This window comes from Nocardia sp. NPDC003693 (assembly GCF_053981095.1).
Window position 1 is genome coordinate 72,172 of sequence record NZ_JBSFNO010000013.1, and the last position, 25,438, is coordinate 97,609.

General features: G+C 69.8%; 21 protein-coding genes, 4 tRNA genes and 1 riboswitch. Of the genes, 18 read left to right on the forward strand and 7 right to left on the reverse strand.

Going from position 1 to position 25,438, the window contains the following annotated elements:
- Positions 1 to 23: 23 nt before the first annotated feature.
- The 3 genes from ACWDOP_RS16685 to ACWDOP_RS16695 are packed head-to-tail and all read right to left on the reverse strand — an operon-like array spanning position 24 to position 3,366.
- Positions 24 to 467, reverse strand: a complete 444-nt coding sequence (locus ACWDOP_RS16685; protein ID WP_456345787.1) for a response regulator — start codon at positions 465 to 467, stop codon at positions 24 to 26.
- Positions 464 to 2,092: a sensor histidine kinase gene (locus tag ACWDOP_RS16690; RefSeq protein ID WP_456345788.1), complete on the reverse strand. Its 1,629-nt coding sequence runs from the start codon at positions 2,090 to 2,092 to the stop codon at positions 464 to 466. Before ACWDOP_RS16690 ends, ACWDOP_RS16685 begins: the two co-directional genes overlap by 4 nt.
- A complete protein-coding gene (locus ACWDOP_RS16695) occupies positions 2,089 to 3,366 on the reverse strand; it encodes a PP2C family protein-serine/threonine phosphatase (protein WP_456345789.1) in 1,278 nt (425 codons plus the stop codon). Before ACWDOP_RS16695 ends, ACWDOP_RS16690 begins: the two co-directional genes overlap by 4 nt.
- Before the next feature lie 780 nt (positions 3,367 to 4,146).
- Here ACWDOP_RS16695 and ACWDOP_RS16700 point away from each other — a divergent pair.
- The gene (locus tag ACWDOP_RS16700) at positions 4,147 to 5,019 is read left to right on the forward strand and encodes an RNA polymerase sigma factor SigF (RefSeq protein ID WP_456345790.1); all 873 of its coding nucleotides are present in this window, start codon (positions 4,147 to 4,149) and stop codon (positions 5,017 to 5,019) included.
- Positions 5,020 to 5,041: 22 nt separating this feature from the next.
- Here ACWDOP_RS16700 and ACWDOP_RS16705 read toward each other — a convergent pair whose 3' ends face one another.
- Positions 5,042 to 6,223, reverse strand: a complete 1,182-nt coding sequence (locus ACWDOP_RS16705; protein WP_456345791.1) for a cation:proton antiporter — start codon at positions 6,221 to 6,223, stop codon at positions 5,042 to 5,044.
- A 7-nt stretch (positions 6,224 to 6,230) separates the two neighbouring features.
- Positions 6,231 to 6,713, reverse strand: coding sequence for a cation:proton antiporter regulatory subunit (locus ACWDOP_RS16710; protein ID WP_454205292.1), 483 nt, complete (start codon positions 6,711 to 6,713; stop codon positions 6,231 to 6,233).
- Between the two features lie 574 nt (positions 6,714 to 7,287).
- Between ACWDOP_RS16710 and ACWDOP_RS16715 the strand changes: the two genes are divergently transcribed.
- The 3 genes from ACWDOP_RS16715 to ACWDOP_RS16725 all read left to right on the forward strand — a co-directional run bounded on the left by ACWDOP_RS16715 (position 7,288) and on the right by ACWDOP_RS16725 (position 12,521).
- Positions 7,288 to 9,429, forward strand: a complete 2,142-nt coding sequence (locus tag ACWDOP_RS16715; protein ID WP_456345792.1) for an acyltransferase family protein — start codon at positions 7,288 to 7,290, stop codon at positions 9,427 to 9,429.
- 85 nt (positions 9,430 to 9,514) lie between these two features.
- Positions 9,515 to 11,197 carry an ABC-F family ATP-binding cassette domain-containing protein gene (locus ACWDOP_RS16720; RefSeq protein ID WP_456345793.1) on the forward strand — a complete coding sequence of 561 codons (1,683 nt, stop codon included), beginning with the start codon at positions 9,515 to 9,517 and terminating at the stop codon, positions 11,195 to 11,197.
- Between the two features lie 388 nt (positions 11,198 to 11,585).
- Entirely contained in the window at positions 11,586 to 12,521 is a 936-nt protein-coding gene (locus tag ACWDOP_RS16725; protein ID WP_456345794.1) for a nitroreductase/quinone reductase family protein, read from the forward strand.
- 15 nt (positions 12,522 to 12,536) lie between these two features.
- Here the strand turns inward: ACWDOP_RS16725 and ACWDOP_RS16730 are convergent, their stop codons facing one another.
- Positions 12,537 to 13,544: an LLM class flavin-dependent oxidoreductase gene (locus ACWDOP_RS16730; protein ID WP_456345795.1), complete on the reverse strand. Its 1,008-nt coding sequence runs from the start codon at positions 13,542 to 13,544 to the stop codon at positions 12,537 to 12,539.
- A gap of 323 nt (positions 13,545 to 13,867) precedes the next feature.
- Between ACWDOP_RS16730 and ACWDOP_RS16735 the strand changes: the two genes are divergently transcribed.
- The 8 genes from ACWDOP_RS16735 to ACWDOP_RS16770 all read left to right on the forward strand — a co-directional run bounded on the left by ACWDOP_RS16735 (position 13,868) and on the right by ACWDOP_RS16770 (position 19,079).
- Positions 13,868 to 15,067 (forward strand): lipase family protein, encoded by a 1,200-nt coding sequence (locus ACWDOP_RS16735; protein ID WP_456345796.1) that lies wholly within the window; start codon positions 13,868 to 13,870, stop codon positions 15,065 to 15,067.
- Between the two features lie 100 nt (positions 15,068 to 15,167).
- Positions 15,168 to 16,349 carry a PucR family transcriptional regulator gene (locus ACWDOP_RS16740; protein ID WP_456345797.1) on the forward strand — a complete coding sequence of 394 codons (1,182 nt, stop codon included), beginning with the start codon at positions 15,168 to 15,170 and terminating at the stop codon, positions 16,347 to 16,349.
- Positions 16,350 to 16,566: 217 nt separating this feature from the next.
- Positions 16,567 to 17,607, forward strand: a complete 1,041-nt coding sequence (locus ACWDOP_RS16745; protein ID WP_456345898.1) for an alpha/beta hydrolase — start codon at positions 16,567 to 16,569, stop codon at positions 17,605 to 17,607.
- A 32-nt stretch (positions 17,608 to 17,639) separates the two neighbouring features.
- Positions 17,640 to 18,446 (forward strand): SDR family oxidoreductase, encoded by an 807-nt coding sequence (locus tag ACWDOP_RS16750; RefSeq protein ID WP_456345798.1) that lies wholly within the window; start codon positions 17,640 to 17,642, stop codon positions 18,444 to 18,446.
- A gap of 282 nt (positions 18,447 to 18,728) precedes the next feature.
- Positions 18,729 to 18,801 (forward strand) — tRNA-Pro (locus ACWDOP_RS16755).
- A gap of 31 nt (positions 18,802 to 18,832) precedes the next feature.
- Positions 18,833 to 18,906, forward strand: a tRNA-Ala gene (locus tag ACWDOP_RS16760).
- A gap of 10 nt (positions 18,907 to 18,916) precedes the next feature.
- Positions 18,917 to 18,992: transfer RNA gene (locus ACWDOP_RS16765), tRNA-Glu, on the forward strand.
- Between the two features lie 11 nt (positions 18,993 to 19,003).
- Positions 19,004 to 19,079 (forward strand) — tRNA-Glu (locus tag ACWDOP_RS16770).
- Between the two features lie 165 nt (positions 19,080 to 19,244).
- Here ACWDOP_RS16770 and ACWDOP_RS16775 read toward each other — a convergent pair.
- Positions 19,245 to 19,700 (reverse strand): hypothetical protein, encoded by a 456-nt coding sequence (locus ACWDOP_RS16775; RefSeq protein WP_454205284.1) that lies wholly within the window; start codon positions 19,698 to 19,700, stop codon positions 19,245 to 19,247.
- A 77-nt stretch (positions 19,701 to 19,777) separates the two neighbouring features.
- On the opposite strand from ACWDOP_RS16775, the gene ACWDOP_RS16780 reads away from it, so the two are divergent.
- The 6 genes from ACWDOP_RS16780 to ACWDOP_RS16805 all read left to right on the forward strand — a co-directional run bounded on the left by ACWDOP_RS16780 (position 19,778) and on the right by ACWDOP_RS16805 (position 25,375).
- Positions 19,778 to 20,407: a MerR family transcriptional regulator gene (locus ACWDOP_RS16780; protein ID WP_456345799.1), complete on the forward strand. Its 630-nt coding sequence runs from the start codon at positions 19,778 to 19,780 to the stop codon at positions 20,405 to 20,407.
- Positions 20,408 to 20,554: 147 nt separating this feature from the next.
- Positions 20,555 to 20,751: riboswitch (cobalamin riboswitch) on the forward strand.
- A 29-nt stretch (positions 20,752 to 20,780) separates the two neighbouring features.
- Positions 20,781 to 21,818: an ABC transporter substrate-binding protein gene (locus tag ACWDOP_RS16785; RefSeq protein ID WP_456345800.1), complete on the forward strand. Its 1,038-nt coding sequence runs from the start codon at positions 20,781 to 20,783 to the stop codon at positions 21,816 to 21,818.
- Complete coding sequence (locus ACWDOP_RS16790; protein ID WP_456345801.1) at positions 21,815 to 22,813, forward strand: FecCD family ABC transporter permease; 999 nt, start codon at positions 21,815 to 21,817, stop codon at positions 22,811 to 22,813. Before ACWDOP_RS16785 ends, ACWDOP_RS16790 begins: the two co-directional genes overlap by 4 nt.
- Before the next feature lie 62 nt (positions 22,814 to 22,875).
- Entirely contained in the window at positions 22,876 to 23,877 is a 1,002-nt protein-coding gene (locus tag ACWDOP_RS16795) for a FecCD family ABC transporter permease (protein ID WP_456345802.1), read from the forward strand.
- Complete coding sequence (locus ACWDOP_RS16800; RefSeq protein ID WP_456345803.1) at positions 23,874 to 24,662, forward strand: ABC transporter ATP-binding protein; 789 nt, start codon at positions 23,874 to 23,876, stop codon at positions 24,660 to 24,662. The genes ACWDOP_RS16795 and ACWDOP_RS16800 overlap by 4 nt, the downstream gene beginning before the upstream one ends.
- Positions 24,659 to 25,375 carry a (2Fe-2S) ferredoxin domain-containing protein gene (locus ACWDOP_RS16805; RefSeq protein WP_456345804.1) on the forward strand — a complete coding sequence of 239 codons (717 nt, stop codon included), beginning with the start codon at positions 24,659 to 24,661 and terminating at the stop codon, positions 25,373 to 25,375. The genes ACWDOP_RS16800 and ACWDOP_RS16805 overlap by 4 nt, the downstream gene beginning before the upstream one ends.
- The last annotated feature ends 63 nt before the right edge of the window (positions 25,376 to 25,438 follow it).

Here is a 25,438-nt window from a genome sequence, read left to right on the forward strand (position 1 = left end):
CGGGCGGTGAGCTCACCCCCGGCTCACGCCAGCTTCGGCAGCCGGACGACCTGGACGAAGAAGTCATCGATCTGCTTGATCGCGGAGATGAACTGGTCCAGGTCGACCGGCTTGGTCACGTACGCGTTGGCGTGCAGCCGGTAGCTGCGCAGGATGTCCTCCTCGGCGGCGGAGGTGGTGAGCACCACCACCGGGATGTGCGCCAGATCGGGGTCGGACTTGATGCGCTCGAGCACCTGCCTGCCATCGTATTTGGGCAGATTCAGGTCGAGCAGGATCAGGTCGGGCCGGGGAGCGTCGGCGTACGCGCCGCGGTGGTACAGGAAGTCCAGGGCCTCCTCGCCGTCCCGGACCACCATCAGCGTATTGCCGATTTTGTTGTGCTCGAAGGCTTCCCGCGTCATCAACTCGTCCCCGGGATCGTCCTCGACGAGCAGGATGACAATGGGCTCGATGACATCGCTCACGCGGGGGACTCCTGATTCGATTCTGCGAGTAGTTCGGCGGGCGCCGATCGCTGGGCGGATTCGACGAGGGTGAAACAGAATCGAGTGCCGCCGGTGTAGGCGGTGTCGATCCAGATCCGCCCGCCGTGGAACTCCACGATCTTCTTGCTCAGCGCCAATCCTATGCCCGTTCCGCTGTACTCGTCACGACTGTGCAGGCGCTGGAAGATGACGAAGACCTTGTCGGCGAACTCGGGTGCGATACCGATGCCGTTGTCCGAGATCGAGAAGCGCCACCCGGTCTCCTCCCCCGGTTCGGCCTCGCACTCGATGCGCACGCGCGGGGGCTCACCGGGACGCTGGAACTTGATGGCATTGCCGATGAGGTTCTGCCACAGCATGATCAGCAGGGTCGGATCGCCGTTCACCTCGGGCAATCGTTCCGGCCGCTCCACCACCGCGCCCGAATCCTCGACCAGCGCGCCGAGGTTGGCCAGCGCCTTGTCCACGGTGAGGTCCAGGCCGACGGCGACCGTGTGATCGTTGACCCGGCCCACGCGCGAGAACGTGAGCAGGTCGTTGATCAGCACCTGCATGCGCTTGGCGCCGTCGACCGCGAACTCGATGTACTGCTTGGCCCGGTCGTCGAGCTGATCGCCGTAGCGCTTCTCCAGCAGCTGGCAGAACGAGGCCACCTTGCGCAGCGGCTCCTGCAGGTCGTGCGAGGCGACGTAGGCGAACTGTTCCAGCTCGGCGTTGGAGCGGCGCAGCTCGGCCGACTGCGCGTCGAGGTCGGCGGCCTGCTCGGCGAGCCTGGCCTCGGTGACCCGGGATTGTTCGAGCTCGCTGACGATGCGCACGCGCATGCCCTCCACCGCCGCGGCCACGGTCATCAGATCGGCCGGGCCGTGCACGGTGATGTGATGACCGAAGTCGCCCCCCGCCACCCGTTCGGAGGCGGTCTCGAGGGCCTCCAGCGGCCGGGCGATCAAACGCCGCACCAGGACCGTCAGACCCAGGCCGGTGATCAGGAAGGCCCCGACCATGCCGATCAGGGCGGCGTCGCGGATGCTGCGGGTGCGGGCGAGATCGGCGCGATCGTGGACCGCGGCCGCGTCGAGATTGGCGTTCTGGACCGTGAAATTTTCCCGCAGCCGGTCGAAGGCCGCCTTGCCGCGCGCGGACCCGAGCGCGTCGGGCGTGCGCTCGCCGCCCGACCCGACGAGTGTGATCAACGGGTCCGCGTAGGTGCTACGCCAGACCTCGGCCAAGTCCTCGAGTCGGTCGACGTCCGCGAGCAGTTCGGGGCGGTCGTGCAGGAGGTCACGCAACTCGTTGACCGCCAGTGTCTCTTCCCGTCGTCCCTCCTCGAACGGGACCAGGAATTGCGGATCGGCGGTAATCGCGTAGCCGCGCACGCCGGTCTCCTGGTTCGCCAGCGCGCCCTGCAGCCGGTACGCCTGGGTGACCGCGGGCTGGATCTGCTTGCCGAATCGATCCGAGACCTTGGTGGTCTTGGCGGTGGCCAGCGCCGACAGGCCCGCACCCACGACCACCACCAGCACCATGACCGCGAGGATCAGTTGGAACCAGGCCCGCACGGTCAGCCGCTGGGTCCAGTTCCGGGGTGGTTCGGGTGTGCTCATGCTTCGCTGTCCCGCTCTCCGATGTCGTCGTTCCAGCGCAGGTACAGGACGGCGATGTCGTCGTCCAGTCCCCCGTGTCGTTCGGCCAGCGCTTCGGCGCGGCCGATGAGTTCGTCCAGGAAGACCGCGGGCTCACCGGCCCGCACCTCGCCCGCCAGGGCGAGCAGGCCCTCTTCGCCCAATCGGTCGTCGCCGACGCCGCTGTGGCCCTCGTAGAGGCCGTCGGTGAACAGCACCAGCCCGGTGCCGGGCGGCAGGATGAGTTCGGTGATGGGCCAATCCGCGTGCCGCGGAGCGAAACCCAGGGCGGGACCGCCGGAGACCTCGAGCCATTCCACGCCCGTCGCCGACCGCACCAGCATGCCCGGGTGCCCGGCGCGCATGACCTGGACCGCGTGCCGGCGCGGGCGCAGCACCAGGGTGGTCACGGTCACGAAGGTGTGTTTGCCGGTGCGCTCGGCCAGCAGCACCTGTTCCAGCAGCTGCAATTGCCGGGTGCCGGTGATGCCGCTGAGAACCAGTGTGCGCCAAGCCAATCGCAGCGCGACACCGGTGGCGGCCTCGTCGGGCCCGTGCCCGGACACGTCGCCGATCACCACGTGCACCACGCCGTCGGCGTCCTGCACCACGTCGTAGAAGTCGCCGCCCAGCAGTGAGTGCGCGCTCCCGGGCCGATAGCGGGAGACCACGTCGACCACCGGCACGCCGCGCAGCAGCGGGGTCGGCAGTAGGCCCCGTTCCAGCCGTGCGTTCTCCCGGGCTCGCATCTGGCCGACGCGCAACGCCGCCGCCGCGCGCTCGGCCTGCTTGCGCTGGACCGCGTAGCGGACCGCCCGCCCGAACAGCTCGGGTTCGACCCGGCCCTTGGCCAGATAGTCCTGCGCGCCCGCCGTCACCGCGGCCAGGCCGATCCGTTCCTCGTCCAGGCCGGTCAGCACGACCACGGCCACGTCGGCGGCGGCGCGAATGCGCTCGAGCGCCTCGAGGCCGCGGGCGTCGGGCAGATGCAGGTCCAGCAGGACGCAGTCCGGAACCTGGGTCGCGAGCCACTCGCCCGCCTGGGTCACGGTTCGCACCCATTCCAGGGTGACGCCCGGGGCGGCGTCGGCGACCAGCTCCTGCACCAGCAGGGCGTCGCCGGGGTCATCCTCGACCAGCAGGATGACCATGTCCTTCTCGGCGCGCTCGGGCCCGAGCGGCAGGGCGGCGGGGTCGGCCTCGGCGCGCGGATCCGCGGGCAGTCCCACGGGATTCGGCGGCTGCCAGAAGGACATCGGTCGAGCTCCTTCCTTCCGGCACGGCGCGGCACGGCGCCGCTGCCGGAGCATGCTGGGACGAGAGAATACTGCCTCGCCCGGCCACCGTACGCACACCGCGGCACACCCGGCCCGACCGCCGCCCAGCCTGTCACAGTCAAGATCGTTCCACCGACCCCGGGTCGGGTCACCGGACGCTCCGCCCGCGCGGCTCCCGGCCGCCGCCGGCCCAAGCCTCGTGCCCCGCAACGAATCCCGATACTCACTCCGACGGCCGGGCGTACCCGCCCCGCCGCGGGCGCGGCGCGGCACCCCCAATCGGTGTCGCCCTGTGGTCGCGCCTGCTAGCCTGGACCTATCAACACAGTTCCACCGATGAATTGTGTGCAACGGCAGACTTTGCTGTCCCAGACCCCGGCAGTCGATTCCGTCTCGGCACGACGACGAAGGGTCGACATGCGTATTTCATCTTCTGCCTCGAGATGCCCGGCATCCGCGGCACCACGATGTTCGACGGCGCGCGGGACCGCGGAGATCTCGCTCCCGCGCGGCGGTTAGGCCCGGGCGAGAACACCATCCGCCGCCACAGCGAACAGCTGCAAAAACTCGGCTGATTCGACTGTCCCGCAACCACTCTCACCCGATGCCTCGAACACGGCGCGACCGTCTCCGGCAGCGGGTCCCGGCCACACCAACGGCGGGCGACGCCACCGAGGACCGGTGGCGCACACAAGTAAGAGGTCGATACCACCTGCCTCGCCTGTACGCCTGCGCAGCAACCTGATTTCAGGAGACGCCATGCGCAAGTCCGGCAGCGGCACCCTCGTCGCCGACACACCGCCCGATGACGAACCGACCCCGACCGTGGAGGCGCCACCACCCGAGACTCCCCCGCACCGCCGGGCGCGCGCGGACAGCTACGACGACATCGAGCCCTATTTCGCCGAATGGGCCGCCCTGGCGCCCGAGGACCCGCGACGCCCGATCCTGCGCGAGGATCTCATCCGGCGCTGCCTCCCGCTGGCCGAGCACATCGCCCGCCGGTTCGCCGGGCGCGGGGAGAGTTTCGACGACCTGCTGCAGATCGCCCGCGTCGGCCTGTTGCACGCGGTCGACCGCTTCGACCCGGAGTACGGCTCGTCGTTCCTGGCGTTCGCGGTGCCGACCGTGATGGGCGAGGTGCGCAGGCACTTCCGGGACTACACCTGGTCGGTCCGAGTTCCCCGGCGGCTCAAGGAGATTCAGCAGTCCATCGGCCCGGCGACCGAAGCGCTGGCGCACCGGCTGGGCCGGATGCCCCGGGCCGGCGAGCTGGCCGCCGAACTCGGGGTCGACCAGATCGAGGTGACCCAGGCGCTCATCGCGGCCAACTCCTACCGGACCTCCTCGATCGACAGCGCCCTGGACTCCGAGACCGAGAATCCGGCGCTGTCGCTGCTGGACGCGCTCGGCGCCGAGGAGCCCGACTACACCCTGGTGGAGAACTTCATCGCGGTGAAACCGCTCATCGAAGCCCTCCCCGAAAGCGAGCGGCAGCTGCTGGTGCTGCGGTTCTTCGAGAATCGGACGCAGAGCGAGATCGCCGCGCACCTCGGCGTCTCGCAGATGCAGATCTCGCGCATGCTGACCCGGGTGCTGGGCCGGCTGCGCGAACAGGCCCTGCGCGACTGACGCGGGGCCCGCCCGGGCGGTCTCACGCGACCGCCGGGGCCCGCCCGTCGAATCGGCGCAGCACCGGTTCCACCACGCGGGCCGCGATCGGGCCCAGTACCGCCATGATGAGCACGTAGGTGGTCGCCATGGCCGCGAACGACGCGGGCACCGCACCGGCCGCCACCGCCAATCCCGCGATGACGATGGAGAATTCGCCGTGCGCGACCAGCGCCGTGCCCGCGCGCGCCCGCCCGTACTTCGAGGCGCCCGCCTGCTTGGCGGCCCACCAGCCGGTGGCCATCTTGGTCGCGACGGTCACCACGGCCAGCACGACCGCCCAGCCCAGCACCGGCGGGATACTGGCCGGATCGGTGCTCAGCCCGAACAGCACGAAGAACATGGCCGCGAACAGATCCCGCAGCGGCTCCAGGATCTTGGTGGCGGTGTGCGCGGTGGAACCGGAGATCGCGATACCGAGCAGGAACGCGCCCACCGCGGCCGAGACCTGCAGCGCCGAGGCCACGCCCGCGACCAGCAGCGCCGAGCCGAGCAGCTTGAGCAGGAAGATCTCCCGGTCCTTGCTGTCCACGATCATCGAGACGTATCTGCCGTAGCGCAGGGCGACCACGAGCACGATGGTCACCGCCGCCAGCGCGATACCGAGCGTCTTGAGCCCGGCCGCGAAGCCCACCCCCGCCAGGACCGCGGTCAGCACCGGTAGATACGCGGCCATCACCAGATCCTCGAAGACCAGGATCGACAGGATCGTCGGGGTCTCGCGGTTGCCGAGCCTGCCCAGATCGCCGAGCACCTTGGCCACGATGCCCGAGGAGGAGATGTAGGTGACCCCGGCCATGGCGACCGCGCCGGTCAGGCCCCAGCCGAGCATGAGCGCGACGATTACCCCGGGCGTCGCGTTCAGCACGATGTCGAGCAGGCCGGCCGCCCACGAACTGCGCAGACCGGTGACCAGTTCGTTGGCCGTGTACTCCAGGCCCAGGAGCAACAGCAGGAGTACGACGCCGATCTCACTGGCCAGGTGGATGAACTCGTCCACGTGGTTCAGCTCGATCAGGCCGCCGGTACCGAAAACGAGGCCGCCTATGAGGTACAGCGGAATCGGCGACATTCCGATGCGCGCGGCGACCCTACCCAGCAATCCCAGACCAAAAAAGACCGCGCCCAGCTGTATCAGCGCGAGCGCGGTTTCGTGTGCCACCATCTACTTTTCAGCCATCCGTCAAAATTCTGGCGGCAGCCCCTAGGCTTTCCGCGGTACCTACAACTACGAGGACATCACCGGCGGTGAACAGGAAATCCGGGCTAGGGGACGGAATCGCGTGGCCGGCTCGCATGACCGCGACGATCGATACCGTTGTGCGCGAACGCATCTGGGTATCCCCCAGCAGCCTGCCGTCGTAGGGCGAACGCGCACCGATGGTGAGCTGCCTGGTCACGATGTCGCCGAACTCGCGGTGCTCCTCCTGCAATTGCGCCACGAGCTGGGGCGCGCCGAGCAGATTGGCCAGCACCGCCGCCTCGTGCGAGGACAGTGAGATCTGGTCCATGGCATCGGGATTGCCGGGCTTGCTCACGATCAGATCGATCGTGCCGTCCTTGTGATCGATGATTCCGATCCGGCGGCGTGAGCCCGACAGCGAAAAGTCTTTGCGTACCCCGATTCCGGGCAACTGTGTAACCTCGACGTTCACAAATCCACACTAGCGGCAAATGACCGCGTGCTTCATAGGGAAGTTGGAACGATAGAGAAATCCCTTGCGACCCGCGGCGATGCACCGCGAAATCGAGATCTTCGTCGCGTTTACATCGGAACCGAATGGGTACCGGCCGCGAACGGAATTCGCCGGCGCGCGGGGCGGAACGGGCGTGCGAAGTGTCGGCTACGGCCGATCGAGCTGGGGAAAGAGGTAGAGCATTGTTGAGTACGCAGGTCGCGTGAATGCCACGGGCAGCTCCTCTCGGGTCGATACACCATCACCATGGCTCGTGAGCCACGTGCCGACCAGCTTTGCCCGGCCCCTCTTACACGGTAATGATTCCGTAAAGAGGCAGGATTGGCAAATCGAGAGCCACCCGATCCGGGTGCCCACCGGCGCGAATCGGCTTGGCGGCCAGCCACTTCTCGGCCACGCCCGGCCGCCGCTCCGGTCCGAGTTTGCCTGCGCCGTCGGTGATCGGGCATCTTGGGAGCCGTTGTGCCGAGAATCTCATCGGCATCCCCGTGCCGCACTCCGGGCCGGGGCCAACCGGTAGTGGGAGTTGATCGTGCGCATTCGTACCTCCGACACAGCGACGTTCACTGTGCCGGTCGAGCGAAACCACCTGCCCTCGCAGATCTCTCAGCACGACACCGACTACCTGCCCATCGTCCGGCCGGACTACCGCCTGGACCTCGACGGGCTGCGCGGCGTCGCGATCGCGCTGGTCGTGGCGTTCCACGTGTGGATGGGCCGGGTCTCGGGCGGCGTGGACGTCTTCCTCGTGCTGTCCGGTTTCTTCTTCACCGCGATGGTGTTGCGGCACACCGAGGCAACCGGCAAAGCGGGCACGCTGCGCGCCCTGCGCCGCACCGGCCGCCGCCTGCTGCCCGCGCTGCTGGTGGTCCTGGGCGCCATCACCGTCGCGACCGTCGTGCTGCGGCCGTACACCCAGTGGGAGGACATCGGCCGCCAGATCATCGCCTCGATGATCTACGGCCAGAACTGGTATCTCGCCACCGCCGAACTGGACTACCTGGCCCCGGACCCGTCGGTGAGCCCGCTGCAGCACCTGTGGTCGATGGCGGTGCAGGGGCAGTTCTACCTGGTGATCCTGGCGGTGGTCGCGGTCTGGTCGCTGGTGCGGCGCCTGATCCGCAGTCCGCGCGCCAATCGCGTCCTGCTGCTGATCCCGCTGCTCGCCGGTGCGGTGGCCTCGTTCGCCTACGCCACCATCGGTGCGGGACAGCATCAATCGTGGACCTACTACGACTCCGGCGCCCGCGCCTGGGAGCTGCTCGTCGGGGCGGGGATCGCGGTCATCGCCCCGTGGATCCGGGTTCCCAAGTGGGCGCGCGCGATCGCGGCCACCGCGGGCCTGGCCATGGTGCTGTCCTGCGGGGTGCTGTTCGACGGCGCCCGCGAATTCCCCGGGCCCGCCGCGCTGTACCCGGTACTGGCCACCGTGCTGCTGATCCTGTCCGGCATGGGTCTGCCCGCCACCCATCGGCCGTGGGCCAACCGCGTGCTCGCCGGTCGCCTCTGCACCGAACTCGGCACCCTCGCGTACCCGTTCTACCTGTGGCACTGGCCGATCCTGATCTTCTACCTGGCCGAGAGCGGTCGCGTGCACGCCGGGCTGGGCGACGGCATGGTGGTGATCGGGGTGTCGCTGCTGCTCGCGGTGATCACCGCGCAGCTCGTCGAGACCCCGCTGCGCCGGCACGCGGGCATCGGCACGACCCCGGTGCTGTCGACCGCGATCTACCGGCGCGTGGTCGGGGTGTTCGTCGGGGCGGTCGGCGTCGCGGTGCTGGTGGCGACCGTCGGCTGGCAGATCGTCGTCGGGCCCGCGGCCACCCCCGAACCCGCCGTCGTGGCCTCCCCGTCCTACCCCGGGGCGGGCGCGCTCACCAGCGGGATGATCCCGCTGCCGGAACCCTTGCGGCCCTCGCTGTTCCAGGGCTTCGCGGACGCGCCGCCGCCGACCCAGGACGGGTGCATCGTGCCCGACACCGAGGTCAAGCGCTGCGTCTACGGCAACCCGGCCGGTGAGCGCACCATCGCGGTGGTCGGCGGATCCCATTCCGAGCATTGGATTCCCGCCCTCGAGGTGCTCGCCCAGCAGCAGGGCTTCCGCATCGTCACCTACCTCAAGCAGGGCTGTGCGCTGACCCTGGTGGACCAGCCGTCCTACTCCGAGACCCCGGACCCCGAGTGCAGGCGGTGGTCCACCGAGGTCATCGATCAGCTCGCGCTCGAGCAGCCGGACTGGGTGTTCACGATCTCGACCCGCTTCCGCCCCTACAGCGACGGCGACGAGGTCCCGCCGGAGTTCCCCGAGGTCTGGGCGGCGCTGGCCGATCGCGGCCTCAAGATCCTCGCGCTGCGCGACACCCCGCGCCTGCGCCGGGACGGCGTCTTCTACAAGGCCGTCGATTGTCTTGCCTACCACGGCAATTACGACAGCTGCGGGATGAACCGCAGTATCGCGCTCGATCCCATCGATCCGACCGGCGCGGCCGCGGCGTCCTACCCGTCGGTCTTCCCGCTGGATCTCTCGAACGCGGTGTGCCGCCCCGAGCGCTGCCGGGTCAGCGAGGGCAACATCCTGATCTACCGCGACGAGCACCACCTCACCGCCAGCTATTCCCGTTCGCTGGCGCCCGAACTCGGCCGCCAGATCGGCGCGATCACCCAGTGGTGGTGAGCCGGCAGGCAACATCCGGCTATCGCCCGGCACGCGCCCGCTATTCGGTTGCGGTGAGCGCGCCGGTGCGGTTGTCTGGTCCCCCGTGGCCCACGTAGACGTTTCCGATGTCGAGTTCTTCCTCCCCGACGGACGACAGCTCCTGGACGGGGTGAGTTTCCGGATCGGCGAAGGCGTCAAAGCCGCGCTGATCGGACCGAACGGTACCGGCAAGACCACCCTGGTCAAGATCATCGCCGGTGACCTCGCACCCGAGGGCGGCGCGGTCGCCAGATCCGGCTCGCTCGGCATCATGCGCCAGTTCATCGGCCAGATCGACGACGAGTCCACCGTGCGCGACCTGCTGCTCTCGGTGGCCGCGGCGCCCGTGCGCGCGGCCGCGCTCGCCCTGGACGCCGCCGAGAACGCGCTCATCGAAACCGACGACGAACCAACCCAATTGGCGTACGCGCACGCCCTGGCCACCTGGGGCGACGTCGGCGGCTACGAGATGGAGACGTTCTGGGACAACGTCACCACCAGTGCGCTCGGGGTCGAGTACGACCGCGCCAAATGGCGGGCGACCGCGACGCTCAGCGGCGGCGAGCAGAAGCGCGTCGTGCTCGAGGCGCTGTTCGCCGGGCCGGACGAGGTGCTGCTGCTCGACGAGCCCGACAACTACCTGGACGTCCCCGGTAAGCAGTGGCTCGAGCGCACCATCGCGCAGTCGGGCAAATCGGTGCTGTTCATCAGTCACGATCGCGAGCTGATCGCCAACGCCGCCAACCGCATCATCACCCTCGAACCCGGGGTGAACGGCGCGACGAACTGGATTCACGGCGCCGGATTCGCGACCTATCAGCAGGCCCGCGAGGACCGCACCGCGCGCCTGGCCGAACTGCTGCGCCGGTGGGACGAGGACCACGCCAAGATCAAGGCCCTGGTGCTGCGGCTGCGCGAGAAGGCGAAGTTCAACGACGGCGTCGCCGCCCGCTATCACGCCGCGCAGACCCGTCTGGCCAAGTTCGAGGAGGCCGGACCGCCCGAGGCGGTGCCGCTGCGCCAGCACGTGTCGGTACGGTTGCGCGGCGGGCGCACCGGCAAGCGTGCGCTGGTGTGCACGGGGCTGGAACTGACCGGTCTCATGCGGCCGTTCGACGCCGAGATCTGGTACGGCGATCGAGTCGCGGTGCTGGGGGCCAACGGATCCGGCAAATCGCACTTCCTGCGCCTGCTCGCCACCGGGGGCACCGATCCCGATCACGAGCACCGGCCGGTCAGCGATCTGGAACTGATCCCGGTGCCGCACACCGGAATCGCGGCGCTGGGAGCGCGGGTGCGCCCGGGCTACTTCGCCCAGACCCACTCCCGCCCGGATCTGGCCGATCGCACCCTGCTCGAGATCCTGCACACCGGCGACGAGCACCGCGACGGTATGGGCCGCGAGGCCGCCAGCCGCGTACTGGACCGGTACGGACTGGTGAAGTCCGCCGAACAGCGCTTCGCGCACCTGTCCGGGGGTCAGCAGGCCCGCCTGCAGATCCTGCTGCTGGAACTCTCGGGTGCGACCATGCTGCTGCTGGACGAGCCCACCGACAACCTCGATCTGCACTCGGCCGACGCGCTCGAACAGGCGATCGCCGAATTCGAGGGCACGGTCGTCACGGTCACCCACGACCGCTGGTTCGCCCGCGAGTTCGACCGCTTCCTGGTGTTCGGCTCGGACGGGGTCGTCTACGAATCCGAGACTCCGGTCTGGGACGAATCCCGGGTCCAGCGCGCACGCTGAACGATCGCCCATCCGGGCCGTTCCGGATGGGCGTTCTCGTTCCGGCGCCGAAACGCGTGCGGCGCCGCACTATTGCGGCCGGGTTGATGGGAATGCGCCGCCGATGCTAGATTCGTGACGAGCCCCGGATGGGCCTACTCACGGAGGTAGCGGCTACTTCAGCCACCACGAGCGTTCGACATCTCGACGCGAATCTCGCTCTTCATTTTCCAGCGCATAGCACTGCCTTTTCTGTCGGCCTGTGCGTTTCCGCGCGAAATGAATTGTGCCTCCGTGCTCTTCGGACCCACGCCCTTATCCGGCGCGCCCCGAAGTTCGATATTCCACCGTCCAGCGTTCGTGGTTTCGCGCGCCTCCGATCGATTTCACCATCATCGGAAGGATTTTCATGACCGACCACACGAATACCGATACTCCCGCAGCGGCATTCGACCGATTCCAACAGCAGGTGATCGCCGAGTTCCGCGCCAATTCCGGCCGGGTCGGCGGCATGTTCGACGGCGCCGCCCTGCTGTTGCTGACCACGGTCGGCGCCCGCACCGGCCGCACCCGGACCAGCCCACTGGGCCACCTGACCATCGACGGCCGGACGGTGGTCGTGGCCTCCGCGAACGGCGCGCCCGCCAATCCCGCCTGGTACCACAACATTCGGCGGAACCCGATGGTCACCGTCGAACTCGGCTCCGAGACCTTCGAGGCCCTCGCCGCGATTCCCACTCCCGCCGAGCGCGATCGCCTGTTCGAGCGGGTCGTGGACCTCGAACCCGGCTACGCCGACTATCAGCGCAAGACGACCCGCGTCATTCCCGTGGTGGTCCTGCACCGCACGACACCGGGCGACGGCCTCGCCCGGGTGCGCGGCCTGGGCGATTTCATCGTCGAGAGCCACGACTGGCTGCGCACCGAACTCACCGCCCTGCGCACGGCCGTGCGCGCCCTCGCCGCGGGCGGCACGGACACCCCGCCCACGCCCAAACCCCCACTCGCCCACCAACTGCGCACCCACTGCCTGGACTTCTGCGGCGCCCTGCGCCGGCACCACACCGGCGAATCGCACGGCGCCTTCCCGATGCTCGCCCAGCGTTTTCCCGGCCTCGAACCGGTCCTGCGCGAACTCGCCGCCGATCACGACACCGTGTCCCGCCTGCAAGCGCGCATCGAGCACCTCGTCGAGACCTACGTCCCCGGCGACACCGACCCGGCGGCACTGCTCACCGAACTCGACGGCCTCGCCGACCGGCTCGAAGCCCACTTCGACCGCGAGGAGCGCTCGCTCGTCGCGGCCCTCAACGCCCTCGGCCCGGCCCCGGACCACCTGCGCTGAGCCGTGCCGGCCGGGTCAGGCCGGGACGGGGGCGGCGACCGCCGCGGCCAGGCGGCGGTGGGAGTCCAGGCGGGCGGTGCGGTCGAATGTGCTGGTGTGCACCAGGATCTCGTCCGCGCCGGTCTCGGCCACCAGGCGGTCCAGCGCAGGCAGGACGGTGGCTTCGGGACCGTGGATGTGACCGGTCAGGGCCTCGTCGAACAGGCGGCGCTGCCGGTCGGTCATGGGTTCGCGGTCGATGTCCTCGGGCGCGAGCAGGGGCGGGAACTCGCCCCGGGTGCGCGAGTAGGCGGCGGACCACGCCTCGGGTAGCAGCAGGCGGTGCGCCTGCTCGACGGTGTCGGCGATCACCACCGACGCCGACACCATGACGTACGGCTCGGTCCCCCACGCGGTCGGCCGGAAGGTGTTGCGGTAGTTGGTGATCGCCTCGATCATCGGTTCCCGCCCCGCGACGGCCGCGATCACCAGCGGCAGGCCGAAACGCGCGGCGCGCTCGGCGCCGGAACCGGTGGCGAGCAGGTACGCCGGGACCCTCAACCCCTCGGCGGGCCAGGCGTGCACTCCGGCGCGGCCACGCACGAAGTACTCGAGCAACTCGGTGAGCCGGGCGTCGAAATCCTCGGCGTCGTCCCTGCCGTGCCCCAGCGCCCGGCGCACCCCGTCGGTGAATCCCACCGAACGCCCCACGCCCATGTCCACGCGGTCCGGGAAGAGCGCGGCGAGGGTGCCGAACTGCTCGGCGACCACCAGCGGCTGATGGTTGGGCAGCATCACCCCGCCGGTGCCGACCCGGATCCGATCGGTGGCCGCGGCGACCGCGGCGGCCAGGACGGTCGGCGCGGAACCGGCCACCCCCGGCACGCTGTGGTGCTCGGCCACCCAGAAGCGGTGGTACCCCCACTGTTCGGCGAGCCGCGCGAACTCCACGGTCTCGCGCAGAGCCGCGGCGGGTTGCTGCCCCGCGCGCACTCGCGAACGGTCCAGGATCGAGAGCCGGGTCGCCGGCGGCGCGGAGGTCATGTTGCATGGCAACGTTCACGGCGCGCGTTGATTCCTGGCTGGTCGCGACGACCGCTTTCGTGCAGGTGCACAAAAACGTGACGCGGGACTCGGCGGACCGTCGATTGCGCCCGAATCGGCCATGGTGTGAGCTGAATCGCATGGGCCGATCCGCGAAAGTCGGCCGAACAATGGAGTTTGGAGGCTCGGTGAACAGGTCTCGTCGGCGCCGGCTGATGGTCTTGACCATGTCGGCATGTTTGGCGGCGGGGGCAACCGCTACGGCTGCGGCGCAGCCGGAATATCCGCACACCTTCCCGCCGGATCAGAATCAGATCCCGCAATTGCCGTCGGAGCCATGGCTGTACGACCAATTGCCGATTCTCACCCCGAGCGAGGATCCCTGGTACGCCGATCCGCCGAATCTGGCCGATTTCGCGCCCGGCGATATCGTGCGCTCGCGCGACGTGCAGACCCGGGTGCTCGGAATTCCGTTCCCGGTGTCGACCCGGCAGCTGCTGTACCGGTCGGAGAACGTGCACGGCGAGCCGATCGTCACCGCGACCTCGGTCATCACCCCGGGCATCCCGTGGCAGGGCAGCGCGCGACCGGTGGTGTCGTTCCAGGAGGCCATCGACTCGACCAGTTCGAGCTGCAATCCCTCCTACACGCTGCAGACGGGCACGATGAAGGAATCGGCACTGGTCATCTATTGGCTGATGCAGGGATTCGCGATCAACGTCCCGGACTTCGACGGCAAGTTCAACACGTTCAACACCTACGACGAGGGCAAGATGGTCCTCGACAGCCTGCGCGCGATGAAGAACGACACGGGTCTGGGTCTCACCGATTCCGGTATCGCGCTCTACGGATACTCCGGCGGCGGCTCCGGCTCGATTCGCGCCGCGGAATTGCGGCAGAGCTACGCACCCGATGTCCGGATTCTGGGTACCGCCATCGGCGGCACGCCCGGCGACCTGGTCGGCATCGCCAAGTACGCGTCCGAACCGCAGCCGGGCCTGGCGGGCACCAGCAATTTCACCATGTGGCTCGGATTCGCTTCCCTCGCACGCGAATACCCGGACGTGTTCGACCCGCAGGAGTTCCTGACCCCCGAGGGCCAGGGCCTGCTCGCGGACTTCCAGAACCGCTGCTACGCGACCATCGCGCTCGAGGGCGTGTACCGCCCGATCAGCGAGTACTTCCTGCCCGGCAAGTCGATCGACGGCGCCCCCGAGGTTCTGCGGGTGCTGCGCGACAACAGCCTGGGCAAGCACATCCCGGACACCCCGGTGCTGTGGTGGCACGGCTTCTGGGACGAGCTGATTCCGCCGTCCACGGTTCTGCCGACCGTGCAGTCCTACTGGGATCGCGGGGCCGACCTGCGGTTCTACACCGTGCCGGTGCCCGAGCACATCACCAACGCCGTCACCGGCTGGCCGCCGGCGGTCGCGTGGACCAGCGCGCTGCTGCGCGGTCTGGGACCCGGCCCGAAGTTCAAGGCCGACTACCAGCTGCTGCCCGAGGGCTTCCCGGGTCGCTGAGTCCGGCGTGGCGCGGCCGCGGGTCTGTCTGTTACGGCGTGTATCGCATAGTCTGTGCGCAGAGTGTTCGAAGCAGAGTCGCACGAACCAGGAGGTGGCGATGAGCGAACACGCCGGGACGACGGACACCGCGGCCGTCTACGACCTCCTGCGCGAACGGGCGGCCGAGCTGGCCGCCTCGTTCAGCGTCCAGCTGCCGCCCGACGACGCCCTGCCGCACTCCCTGCGGGACGCGGACTTCGTGCCCAGCGCGCGGGTGAATCTCGACCTCTTCTTCCGCTATCTGCGCGACGGCGTGGAGCCCTCGATCGCCGACACCCAGCCGCTGATCGACCGCGTCATCACCCTCGTGCACGACGGCATGCCGGTGGCCGAGGTGTGGCACAACTACCGCGCCGGCGCGGCGTTCTTCTGGTCGGCGCTGGTGCCCCTGGTCGAGGAGTCCGACTACCGGGTCATTCCGCAGGTGAGCCTGCGCCTGACCGACTACATCGGACTCGTCATGGGCCGCATCGCCGGCGCACTGGTCGAGGACGCCCGCCAGCCGCGCTGGGATCTGCTCGAACGGCAGCACGAACTCGCCGACGCCCTACTCACCGGCCGCGACCCCGGCAGCTGGGCGCTGGATCCCGAGACCGCGATCCCGCCGTCGTTCCTCGTCGCCGCGGTCCGTCTGGGCGACCCGACGCCCGGCACCCTGACCCGCATGCGCGGCCGCATGGCCAATCTGCCCGGGACGCTGCTGCATCGGGACAGCGGCGGCTGGACGGCGCTGGTGCCGATGCCCGAGAACGGCGGTGATCCGGTGCGGGCGTTGAGCATCGCGCTCGCGCTGCCGCGCGACACCCCGCATCCACAGTTCTGGATAGGCACGGCCGTCGCGGCCACCCACGCCGCCATTCCCGCAGCCCACGCCGAGGCCCAGGTGGTCGCCGAGGTGGCGCGGAGCCTGGCGCTGCCGGAGGTGCTGTGCCGGCAGCAGGACATGATGTTCGAATACGCCATCGCCACAACGGGTTCCACCCGTGCGACGCTGGCCGCGGTGCTGGCCCCCCTGGACGATCAGCCGATGCTGATCCAGACCCTGGAGGCGTTCATCGACAACGAGTTCAATCACAACGCGGTGGCGCGGGCGCTGTTCATCCACCGCAACACCGTGACCTATCGGCTGGCCCGCGTCGCCGATCTCACCGGTTACGACCCGCTGCTGGCTTCCGGAATCTCCACGCTCATGGCCGCGCGCACGGCTCGGCGGCTGGATTCGGCGGCCGTGCGCGGGTGAGGATTCGCCGCCGAGTCCTCGCTCTGTGAACCCCGTTCACATCGCGGTCTCGAAACAGGTGAGACAGATACCGATTCAACGGGAATCTCGCTCTGGGGCATGACAATCCGGATCCGAGACGTCAAGATGATCAGGGCCCAGGGGCCGGGAGAACAGACACCGTTGTACAGAGTTCAGCGCTTCGGCCTTCGCGGCGCGGACAGGAGAAACCGTGGCAATGTCGCCGCAGTCGCCGCAGTCCTCGCCATCGCTCACGTCCGTGATCGTCGAGCAATCCGGTTCGGCCCGTATCGGCACCCGCATCGCGCATCCGGTGCTGCGCACCACGCTGCAGCAGTTCCTGCGCGCGGGTGCGTGGGTCGCCGATCGCGGTCCCGGCCCGGCGGAGCTGGTCTTCCGGGTGACCCGCCTGTCCGAGGCGCCCGCCCGGGTGCTGGGCGCGCCGCGCGGGGTGCGCAGGCACCCGGTGTTCTTCGACAGCTTCCACGCCGAATGGCTGTGGTCCGAACCGATTCCGGACCCGCGCATCGCCCGGGATTCGGCGATCCTGTACTTCCACGGCGGCGCGTTCATCGCGGGCGGGCTGCACAGCTACCGCAGGCACACCGCGCGCCTGGGCACGCTCAGCGAGCTGCCGGTGTTCACCGTGGACTACCGGCAACTGCCGGACGCGCATCCCAACGAGAGCCTGGACGACGCGCTCGAGGCGTACCAGTACCTGCTGGACCACGGGTTCTCGCCCGAGAAGATCGTGTTCTCCGGGGATTCGGCCGGCGGCGGCCTGGCGCTGCGACTGGCGCTGACCGTTCGCGACCGCGGATTGCCGCTGCCCGCGGGGATCTCGGTTACCTCCCCGTGGGCCGACTTCGATTCCACCGCGCGCATGGCGCACCCCAACGCCAAGCTCGACGCGGTGCTGCCCGCGGCGGGCCCGGACATGGTCGTGCGCCGGGGTATCGCCGTCGACGGCGTGCTGGACCCGAGCTGGTCGGTGGTCAACCACGATTTCACCGGACTGCCGCCGATGCTGGTTCAGGTCGGCTCGCGCGAGATGCTGCTCGCCGACGCGCTCGCGGTCGCCGAGCGCTGCGAGCAGGCGCAGGTCCCGCTGCGCCTGCAGATCCGGGAGAGCGCGCCGCACACCCTGATTCACCTGGGCGCTGGCCTGCTCGCCGACGGCCGGGACGCCGCCGCCGACGCGGCCGAGTTCCACCGTACGATTCTCGCGGCGACCGACACCGGTCGCACCGCGGCCTGATTCCGGCGCCCCGGAGCAACCGAAAGGCTCGAATGTCCCAGTCTGCCAGCGCTTCCCGGCCCGCCGTCCTCATCACCGGCGCGGCCGCGGGCATCGGCCGCGCGATCGCGGCGCGGTTCGCCGGGGCGGGCTGGACCGTCGGGCTGTACGACATCGACGCCGACGCGGTACGTAGGACCGCGGCGGAGATCGGCGGCACGACGGTCACCGGCGCGTTCGACGTCACCGAGGCGGCGGGCTGGGAACAGGCGCTGAAGGAGTTCACCGAGACCACGGGACGGCTCGATCTGCTGGTCAACAACGCCGGGATCCTGTGCTCGGGCGCGTTCGGCAACATCCCGCTCGAACGCCAACTCCGGGTGGTCGACGTGAACGTCAAGGGCGTGCTCACCGGCTGCCACGCCGCGCTGCCGCATCTGCGCCGCACGCCGGGCAGCCAGGTCGTCAACCTGGCCTCGGCCTCGGCGCTGTACGGCCAGCCCGGACTGGCGACCTACGCGGCGACCAAGGCCGCCGTGCGCAGTCTGACCGAGGCCCTCGACCTGGAATGGCAGCGGTACGGGATCAAGGTGCACGACCTGCTGCCGCTGTTCGTGGCGACCGGGATGATGGACGAGGTCGAGCGCGGCTCCAAGACCTCGGCGACCCTCGGCGTGCACCTGACCGCCGCCGATATCGCCGACGCGGTCTGGCGCACCGCGACGAAGCCGGCCCGCCTGCGCGGGCCGCACGTGCTGGTCGGCATCCAGACCAAGGCGACCGCCGCCGCGGTTCGCCTGTCCCCCACCGCTTTCACGCGCGCGTTCGTCGGCTGGCTCAGCAAGTCCGACACCCTCTGAGCTGCGCGAACCCGTCCGCTCGAAAATAAGTGTCGCGCTCGGCAATTCGCTGTTAGCGTGGACCGCACACACCGACGAGAAAGGAATCGCAGCGATGACCGAGTACAGCATCCCCAGTCCCGCAGCGACTTTCGCCGTCGGCCTCGTCGCGCCGCCGGAACCGAGCACCGCGCCCGCCGCCGCCTTCGCGGAAAGCAGCCTCTAACCGGGCAGGCTTCCCGACCGAGGGCCGCACCGGGCGCACATGCCCAGGGAGCGGCCCTTTTTCATGCCCTCCCGCCGCGGGACGTAGCTCAACGGATAGAGCGCCTGCCTTGGGTGCAGGAGGGTGCGAGTTCGACTCTCGCCGTCCCGACGATCGCGATACACCGTGCTCCACGGAGCCCGGGCCAGTAGCTCGACACGGAAGAGCGCCTGCCTTGCACGCAGTCGGTTGCGGGTTCGAATCCCGCCTGGTCCACGCATGACGCGGCGCAGTGCTGTGCTGGTTCGGCACCCTGATTTTCACTCAGGACCACGTCGGTTCGATTCCGACCTGCGTCACCACAACTCCATACGGCCTCGTGCTCTGCCGGTCGGGCACCCTGATTCTCAGTCAGGACTACGCGGGTTCGACTCCCGTCGAGGTCACCACCCCCGGGACCACCCGGGGCGGGGAGAGGCAACCGGGCGGGGCCCGGGACCGCTTGCTAGGCGGATCGAGGCGGTGAAGCCTTGGGGATCGTGCCCTCGCCTCTCCGCGCATGCCGCGCACGCCGCGAATTCGGCTGTGCCGCAGGCGGTCTCACTGCGCCGGAATCAGAACCGGTCGATGCCCGCGAGCAGGACGGTCGCGCCGGAGATGACGACGCCGGTGACGAGGGTGGCAGCGCCGAGCCACACCGCGGCGATCAGGCGATTCGGGCGAACGGGGTCGGTGCCCAGCACCGAGAGGAAGAACCCGGCGGGCATCAGGATCGCCGCGGCCAGGACCGCGATCGCACCGCCGTTCGCCCAGCCGGGACTGGCGCCGGCGGCGTTGCCGAGCACGGCCAGGAGCAGGCCGAGCATCACCAGGACCCCGGCGTGCGCGTGCCCGGCGCGGAAGAAGGATTTCTGCAGTTCGTTGGTTTCCTGACCGCCGGTGACGACGCGGAGCAGGAACGTCCCACCGAAGGCGATGGTGGCGACGGAGATGATGGTGGCACCGAGAACAATGCTGATCAGGGGATCGATCAGGGTGGCGTACACGAGGACTCCCGCGGGTTCGTACACTTGATTGGATACTGTTACTACCCAATATTGGATAGTTCAAGTACCTAATGTCAAGGCGCCGAGCGAAGGAGACCCGCGTGCTCATGTCGGAGTTGGCGGCACGGACCGGCGTGCCGATCCCGACCGTGAAGTTCTACCTGCGCGAAGGGGTGCTGATGCCGGGCGAAGCCACCAGCGCCACCCGCGCGCGCTACGACGAGACGCACGTCCAGCGGGTCGCCCTGATCAAGGCGCTGTCCGGGCTCGGCCTGTCGATGGCTCAGATCCGCGCGATCGTCACCCTCATCGACGAGCCCGGCCGCCCCCTGCTCGACACCCTGGCCACCGCCACCGCCCTGCTGCCGCCCGCCGTCGACCCCGGCGAACCCGCCGAGTACCCGCGCGCCCGCGCCGCGCTCACCGCCCTCGGCCTCGCCGTCCCCGACGACTACCCGGCCGTGGCCCAGCTCGAGCACGCCCTCGCCGCCGCCGAGGCCGCCGGGATGCCGATGACCGAGGACCGCCTGCGCGCCTACGGCCCCGCCGTGCTGGCGATCGCCGAGTACGACATAGCCGAGATGCCCCTCGACTCCGCTTCCCGCGCAATCGAATACGCGGTACTGGGCACCGCCCTCTACGAACCGGTCATCGCGGCCCTGCGGCGCGTCTCGCACGCCGAACTCTCCGCCCGCCGCCTCGCACCGAAGCCGGACGGGCACGTCGAGTAGCACTCCCGGGCCACGCCCGTACCGGCCGGGAACTCCCCCTGGTCGCGCCGGCACGGGCCCCGGCGAACAACTCGGACCTCGAGCGCGGATCCGAGCGCGCCGGATCCGGCCGGGCCCGAGCGCTTCCCGCGCTCGCGCGTGATCTTGGTACAGTCCCTCCGCCGTGGTGTTCGGGAAACCGGTGTGAAGCCGGTGCGGCCCTCGCCACTGTGATCGGGAAGTGAACAGATCTGTCCGGACGGAGTGATCCGTCCGGGGCCACTGGGGTGCTCGCGCCCTGGGAAGGCCGATCGTTCACGCGGTATCCCGTCAGCCAGGAGACCGGCCACGGCAGGCAACACCCCATTCCACGAGGACCTGGAAGGCGGTCTCGGTGACCCCATCTGTTTTCGCGCGCCTGCGTACCGGCGCGCTGCTCGCCTGCGCGCTGATGCTGACCGGTTGCGGCGTACAGGCCGGACCCGCGGCCGACGGCGCGAACGCCGTCACCCGCGCCAACTGCGGCATCGACGTCGCCGTGCCAGGGCCGCCGCAGCGCATCTACGCCGCGTACCAGCCCTCCATCGAGATCGCGCACGCCCTCGGCGTCACCGATCGCCTGGCCGGGACCGCGTTCCTGGATTCGGCGGTGCTGCCGGAATACCAAGCCGCGCAGGCGAAATCCCCCTACGTGGAGAAGCTGCCGAGCCGGGACGAATTGCTGGCGCAGACACCGGATTTCGTGCTGTCGGGCTTCAACGGCGTGTTCGCCACGTCGTCGCAGAGCAGCGTCGGAACGCGGGCGAGCCTGCACGATCTGGGCGTGGAGACCTGGGTGCTGAGCCCACTGTGCCCGAGCGCGGACGGCCTCGCGGACGAGGCCATCGACCCCGCGACCGTGCGCTTCGACAACGTGTACGCCGACCTGCGGGACCTGGGCGCGCTGTGGGGCGCGTCCGAGCGCGCGGAGACCGTTGTCGCCGACCTGAGTTCGCGGATCGAGGCGGTGCGCGCGAAGGTCCAGGGCGCGGCCCGGCCGACGGTCGCGGTCGTCACGCCCAAGGACGACGGCTCCTACACCGTCGCGGGCGGCATCGATTTCGTCAGCCGGATCATCGAGGCCGCGGGCGGGGTCAACGCCTTCGCCGACCTCACCGAACGCCGCAACGTGCAGATCGGCGCGGAGCAGCTCATCGCCCGCGATCCCGACATCATCCTGACCAGCCTGTGCTGTAAGGCGAGCTACGTGCGCGCCGACGCGCAGCCGCAAGTGGACAAGCTCACCGGCAATCCCGCCTTCGCCAATCTGAAAGCCGTGCGCGCGAAAACGGTGCACCCGTTCCTGTTCGCCGATCGCGCCGCCGGGGTGCGCATCGCGTACGCCACCGAACTCGTCGCCGGACTGATCCACCCGGATCTGTTCGCGCGGTGATCGGCACCGTGCGCGGCGCCGGCCTGCTTGTTGCCGGGGCCGCGCTGGCCGCGACCTGCGCGGGCTCCATGCTGATCGGGACGCACCCGCTCGATCTGGCCGACGTGCTCGCGGCGTTCACCGATTTCCGGGGCGGCGACACCGACCGGATCGTGCGCTACATCCGCCTGCCGCGCACGCTGGCCGGGCTGCTGGCGGGCATCGCGCTCGCCCTCGCCGGGGCCGTCATGCAGGGTCTGACCCGCAACCCCCTGGCCGGTCCGGGCCTGCTCGGCATCAACGCCGGCGCGTCACTGGCGATCGTGCTCGCCATGGCGGTTGTCGGACTGAGCTCGGCGGCGGGCCTGGTGTGGTTCGCGTTCGTGGGCGCGGCGGTGGCCGCGGTGTTCGTATACACCCTGGGCTCCTTGGGATTCGGCGGCGCGACGCCGGTGAAGCTGGTCCTGGCCGGGGCCGCGTTCACGGCCCTGTGCGGGTCGATCACCACGGCGATCACCCTGCTGGACCGCACCACGTTCGACAACTTCCGCTTCTGGGTGGTCGGCTCGCTCACCCGGGCGAGCCTCGAATCCCTGTGGGCCGTACTGCCTTTCCTGGCCGTCGGCGCGGCGCTCACGGTCGCGGTGGCGCGTTCGCTCAACGCCCTCGCCATCGGCGACGACATGGCGCGCACGCTCGGCACCCGCCCGGTCGTGGTCCGCGGTCTCGGTGCGCTGAGCGTGGTGCTGCTGGCGGGCTCGGCGGTGGCGATCGCCGGTCCGATCGCGTTCATCGGCCTGGTGATTCCGCATATCGCCCGCGCGTTCGCCGGGCACGACTATCGCTGGGTGTTGGTCTGGTGCGCGCTGCTCGGACCGACCCTGCTGCTGTTCGCCGACATCGCCGGCCGGGTGCTGGCCCAGCCGCAGGAGATCCAGGTCGGCATCATCACCGCCTTCGCGGGATCGCCGTTCTTCCTGTACCTCGTGCGCAACCGGAAGGTGGCGACCCTGTGACACGACTCGAACCGAGCGTATTGCCCGGGGGCACAGTACTGTTGCGCTCGCCCGGACAGCGGGTGGTCATTCGGGTCCAGCGCCGCTCGGCCCTGCTCACCGTGGCCCTCACGTCCGCCGCCCTGCTCGTGGCGGCGTGGTCTCTCACCGTCGGGCACTACCCGCTGACCGTCGCCGACGTGCTGCGGGTGCTGGGCGGCGGCGGCACGCTGATCGAGTACGACGTGGTGGTGGCCGATCGCCTCCCCCGGGTGCTGACCGGCCTGGGCACGGGCGCGGCGTTCGCGATCTCGGGCGCGATTCTGCAGCGCGTCGCCACCAACCCCCTGGTCAGCCCCGAGATCATCGGCATCAATACCGGCGCGTCCCTGGGTGCGCTGGTGGTGAGCGTCGTGCTCGGCGGATCGGGCCTGGGCCTGGTCGGCGGCGCGCTCGCCGGGGCCTTCGCGGCCATGGCGCTGATCCTGGCGGTGGCGACCAAGGACGGGCTCGACGGCTACCGCCTGGTCCTGGTCGGCATCGGGGTCACGGCCATGCTGTCCGCGGCCATCGCGTTCATCCTGACCCGCGCGAACATCTACCAGGCCCATACCGCGGCCATGTGGCTCACCGGCAGCCTGACCGGACGCGATTGGCTCCACGTGGGATTCGCGACCGCGGCGGTGGCCGCGGTGCTGCCGCCGCTGATCGTGTTCGCCCGGGCGCTTCCGCTGCTCGAACTCGGTGACGACCTCGCCCACTCGCTGACCGGGCGGCGCGCATCGCAGCGGACCACGCTGGTCGTGCTCGCCGCACTGGCCGCGGCACTGGCCACCGCGGCGGCCGGGCCGATCGCCTTCGTCGCCCTGGTGGCACCGCAGATCGCGCGCCGCCTGCTCGCCGGCCGCGGCGCCGCGCTCGCACCCGCCGCGGCGGCCGGCGCGCTGCTGGTGGTCACCGCCGATCTGGCCGCGCGCCGGCTGTTCCCGGCCGAACTGCCGGTCGGGGTCGTCACCGCGATTCTCGGCGCGCCCGTTCTCGTCTACCTCCTCGCCCGCGCTACTCGAATCGGACACGCAGGATGACCGCACAGCTGACCACCGCAGGACTCGGCCTCGCCTACGGCGGCGCCGCCGTCGTCACCGACGCCGACCTGGACTTCCCCGCCGGGCGGTTCACGGTCATCGTCGGCCGCAACGGCTGCGGCAAATCGACGCTGCTGCGCGGCCTGGCCCGGCTGCTGCCGCCGGCCACCGGCGCGGTGCTGCTCGACGGCGCGGACATCGCCCGGCAGCCCGCGCGCACGCTGGCCCGCCGTCTCGGCATGCTGCCGCAGCAGCCCGTCGCGCCGGACGGGATCACCGTCGGCGATCTCGTCGGGCGCGGGCGGAACCCGCATCAGCGCTGGTTCCGGCAGTGGTCTGAGGCGGACGACGCGGCGGTGCGGAAGGCGTTGTCCGCCACCGGAACCCTGGACCTGCTGGACCGCACCCTGGACGAGTTGTCCGGCGGGCAGCGCCAGCGGGTGTGGCTCGCGCTGGCGATCGCCCAGGATCCGGAGGTGATGCTGCTGGACGAGCCGACGACCTTCCTGGACCTGGCCCATCAGCTCGACATCCTCGACGTGCTGCGAACCCTGTTGCCGCGCACCATCATCGCGGTGCTGCACGACGTGAATCTGGCCGCCCGCTACGCCGATCACATCGTGGCGATGAAGGACGGCCGGGTGCTCGCCCAGGGCAGTCCGGCGCAGATCGTGCGGCCCGAACTGATCGCCGAGGTCTTCGACCTGGACTGCACGGTGATCGAGGATCCACTCACCGGCACCCCGCTGGTGATTCCCGCCCCGCGCACGGTGCGTACCGCGTGAGCCGCCGGCACATTCTCGTCGCCCGGCCCACGCCGTCCGGGGTGGATCTCGTTGCCGTGCAACGCCTCGCCGACGCCTGCGGGATCGGCTACGCGGTGCTCGATCAGGACGAGCCGACCGTGCACGACGTGCTCGACGACGCGCTGCGCGACGGCGTACCCGTCACGCTGATCCCGCTCGCTGTTCCGCGCGACCGCTACCTGGAGACGTGGATCGCCCGCGCGGTGGCGAACTGGCGCGAGAGCCGCGGGGTGGACACCGAGGTACGGATCACCGCGGGCATCGACACCGCGACCGAATTCCTCGACCTCGTGCGCGCCCGCATGAGCGAGGAGGGCACGGTGATCGGCGCGAGCCCGCGCGCGTTCCGCAGTCCCGCCTGGTCGGTGATACCCGAACACACCTCGCACATCCTGGTCTGCCGCGGCCCGCGCTGCACCGTCTACGGCGCGGGCGAGCTCTATCGGGAACTGCGGCGCGAGAACCCCGACGCGCTGGTGACCCCGACCGGCTGCCTCAACCCCTGCAACCTGGGCCCGCTGTACATCACCTATCCCGGCGGCGAATGGCATTCGCGCACGGCCGGATCCGAGGCGTCCGGCGAGGCCGGGGCAGCGCACGATGGATCCGCGATCGGTGAAGAGATTTTCCGTCCGCTGGCGGCACAAGCCGAAAATGAAGCCCCCCAACCCCTTCCCACTCTCAACTTATAGCGGAGAAGGGGGCTTGCGGCAAGACCCGGGTGATGCCGCAGAATCATCCGCCGTAGCCGAACC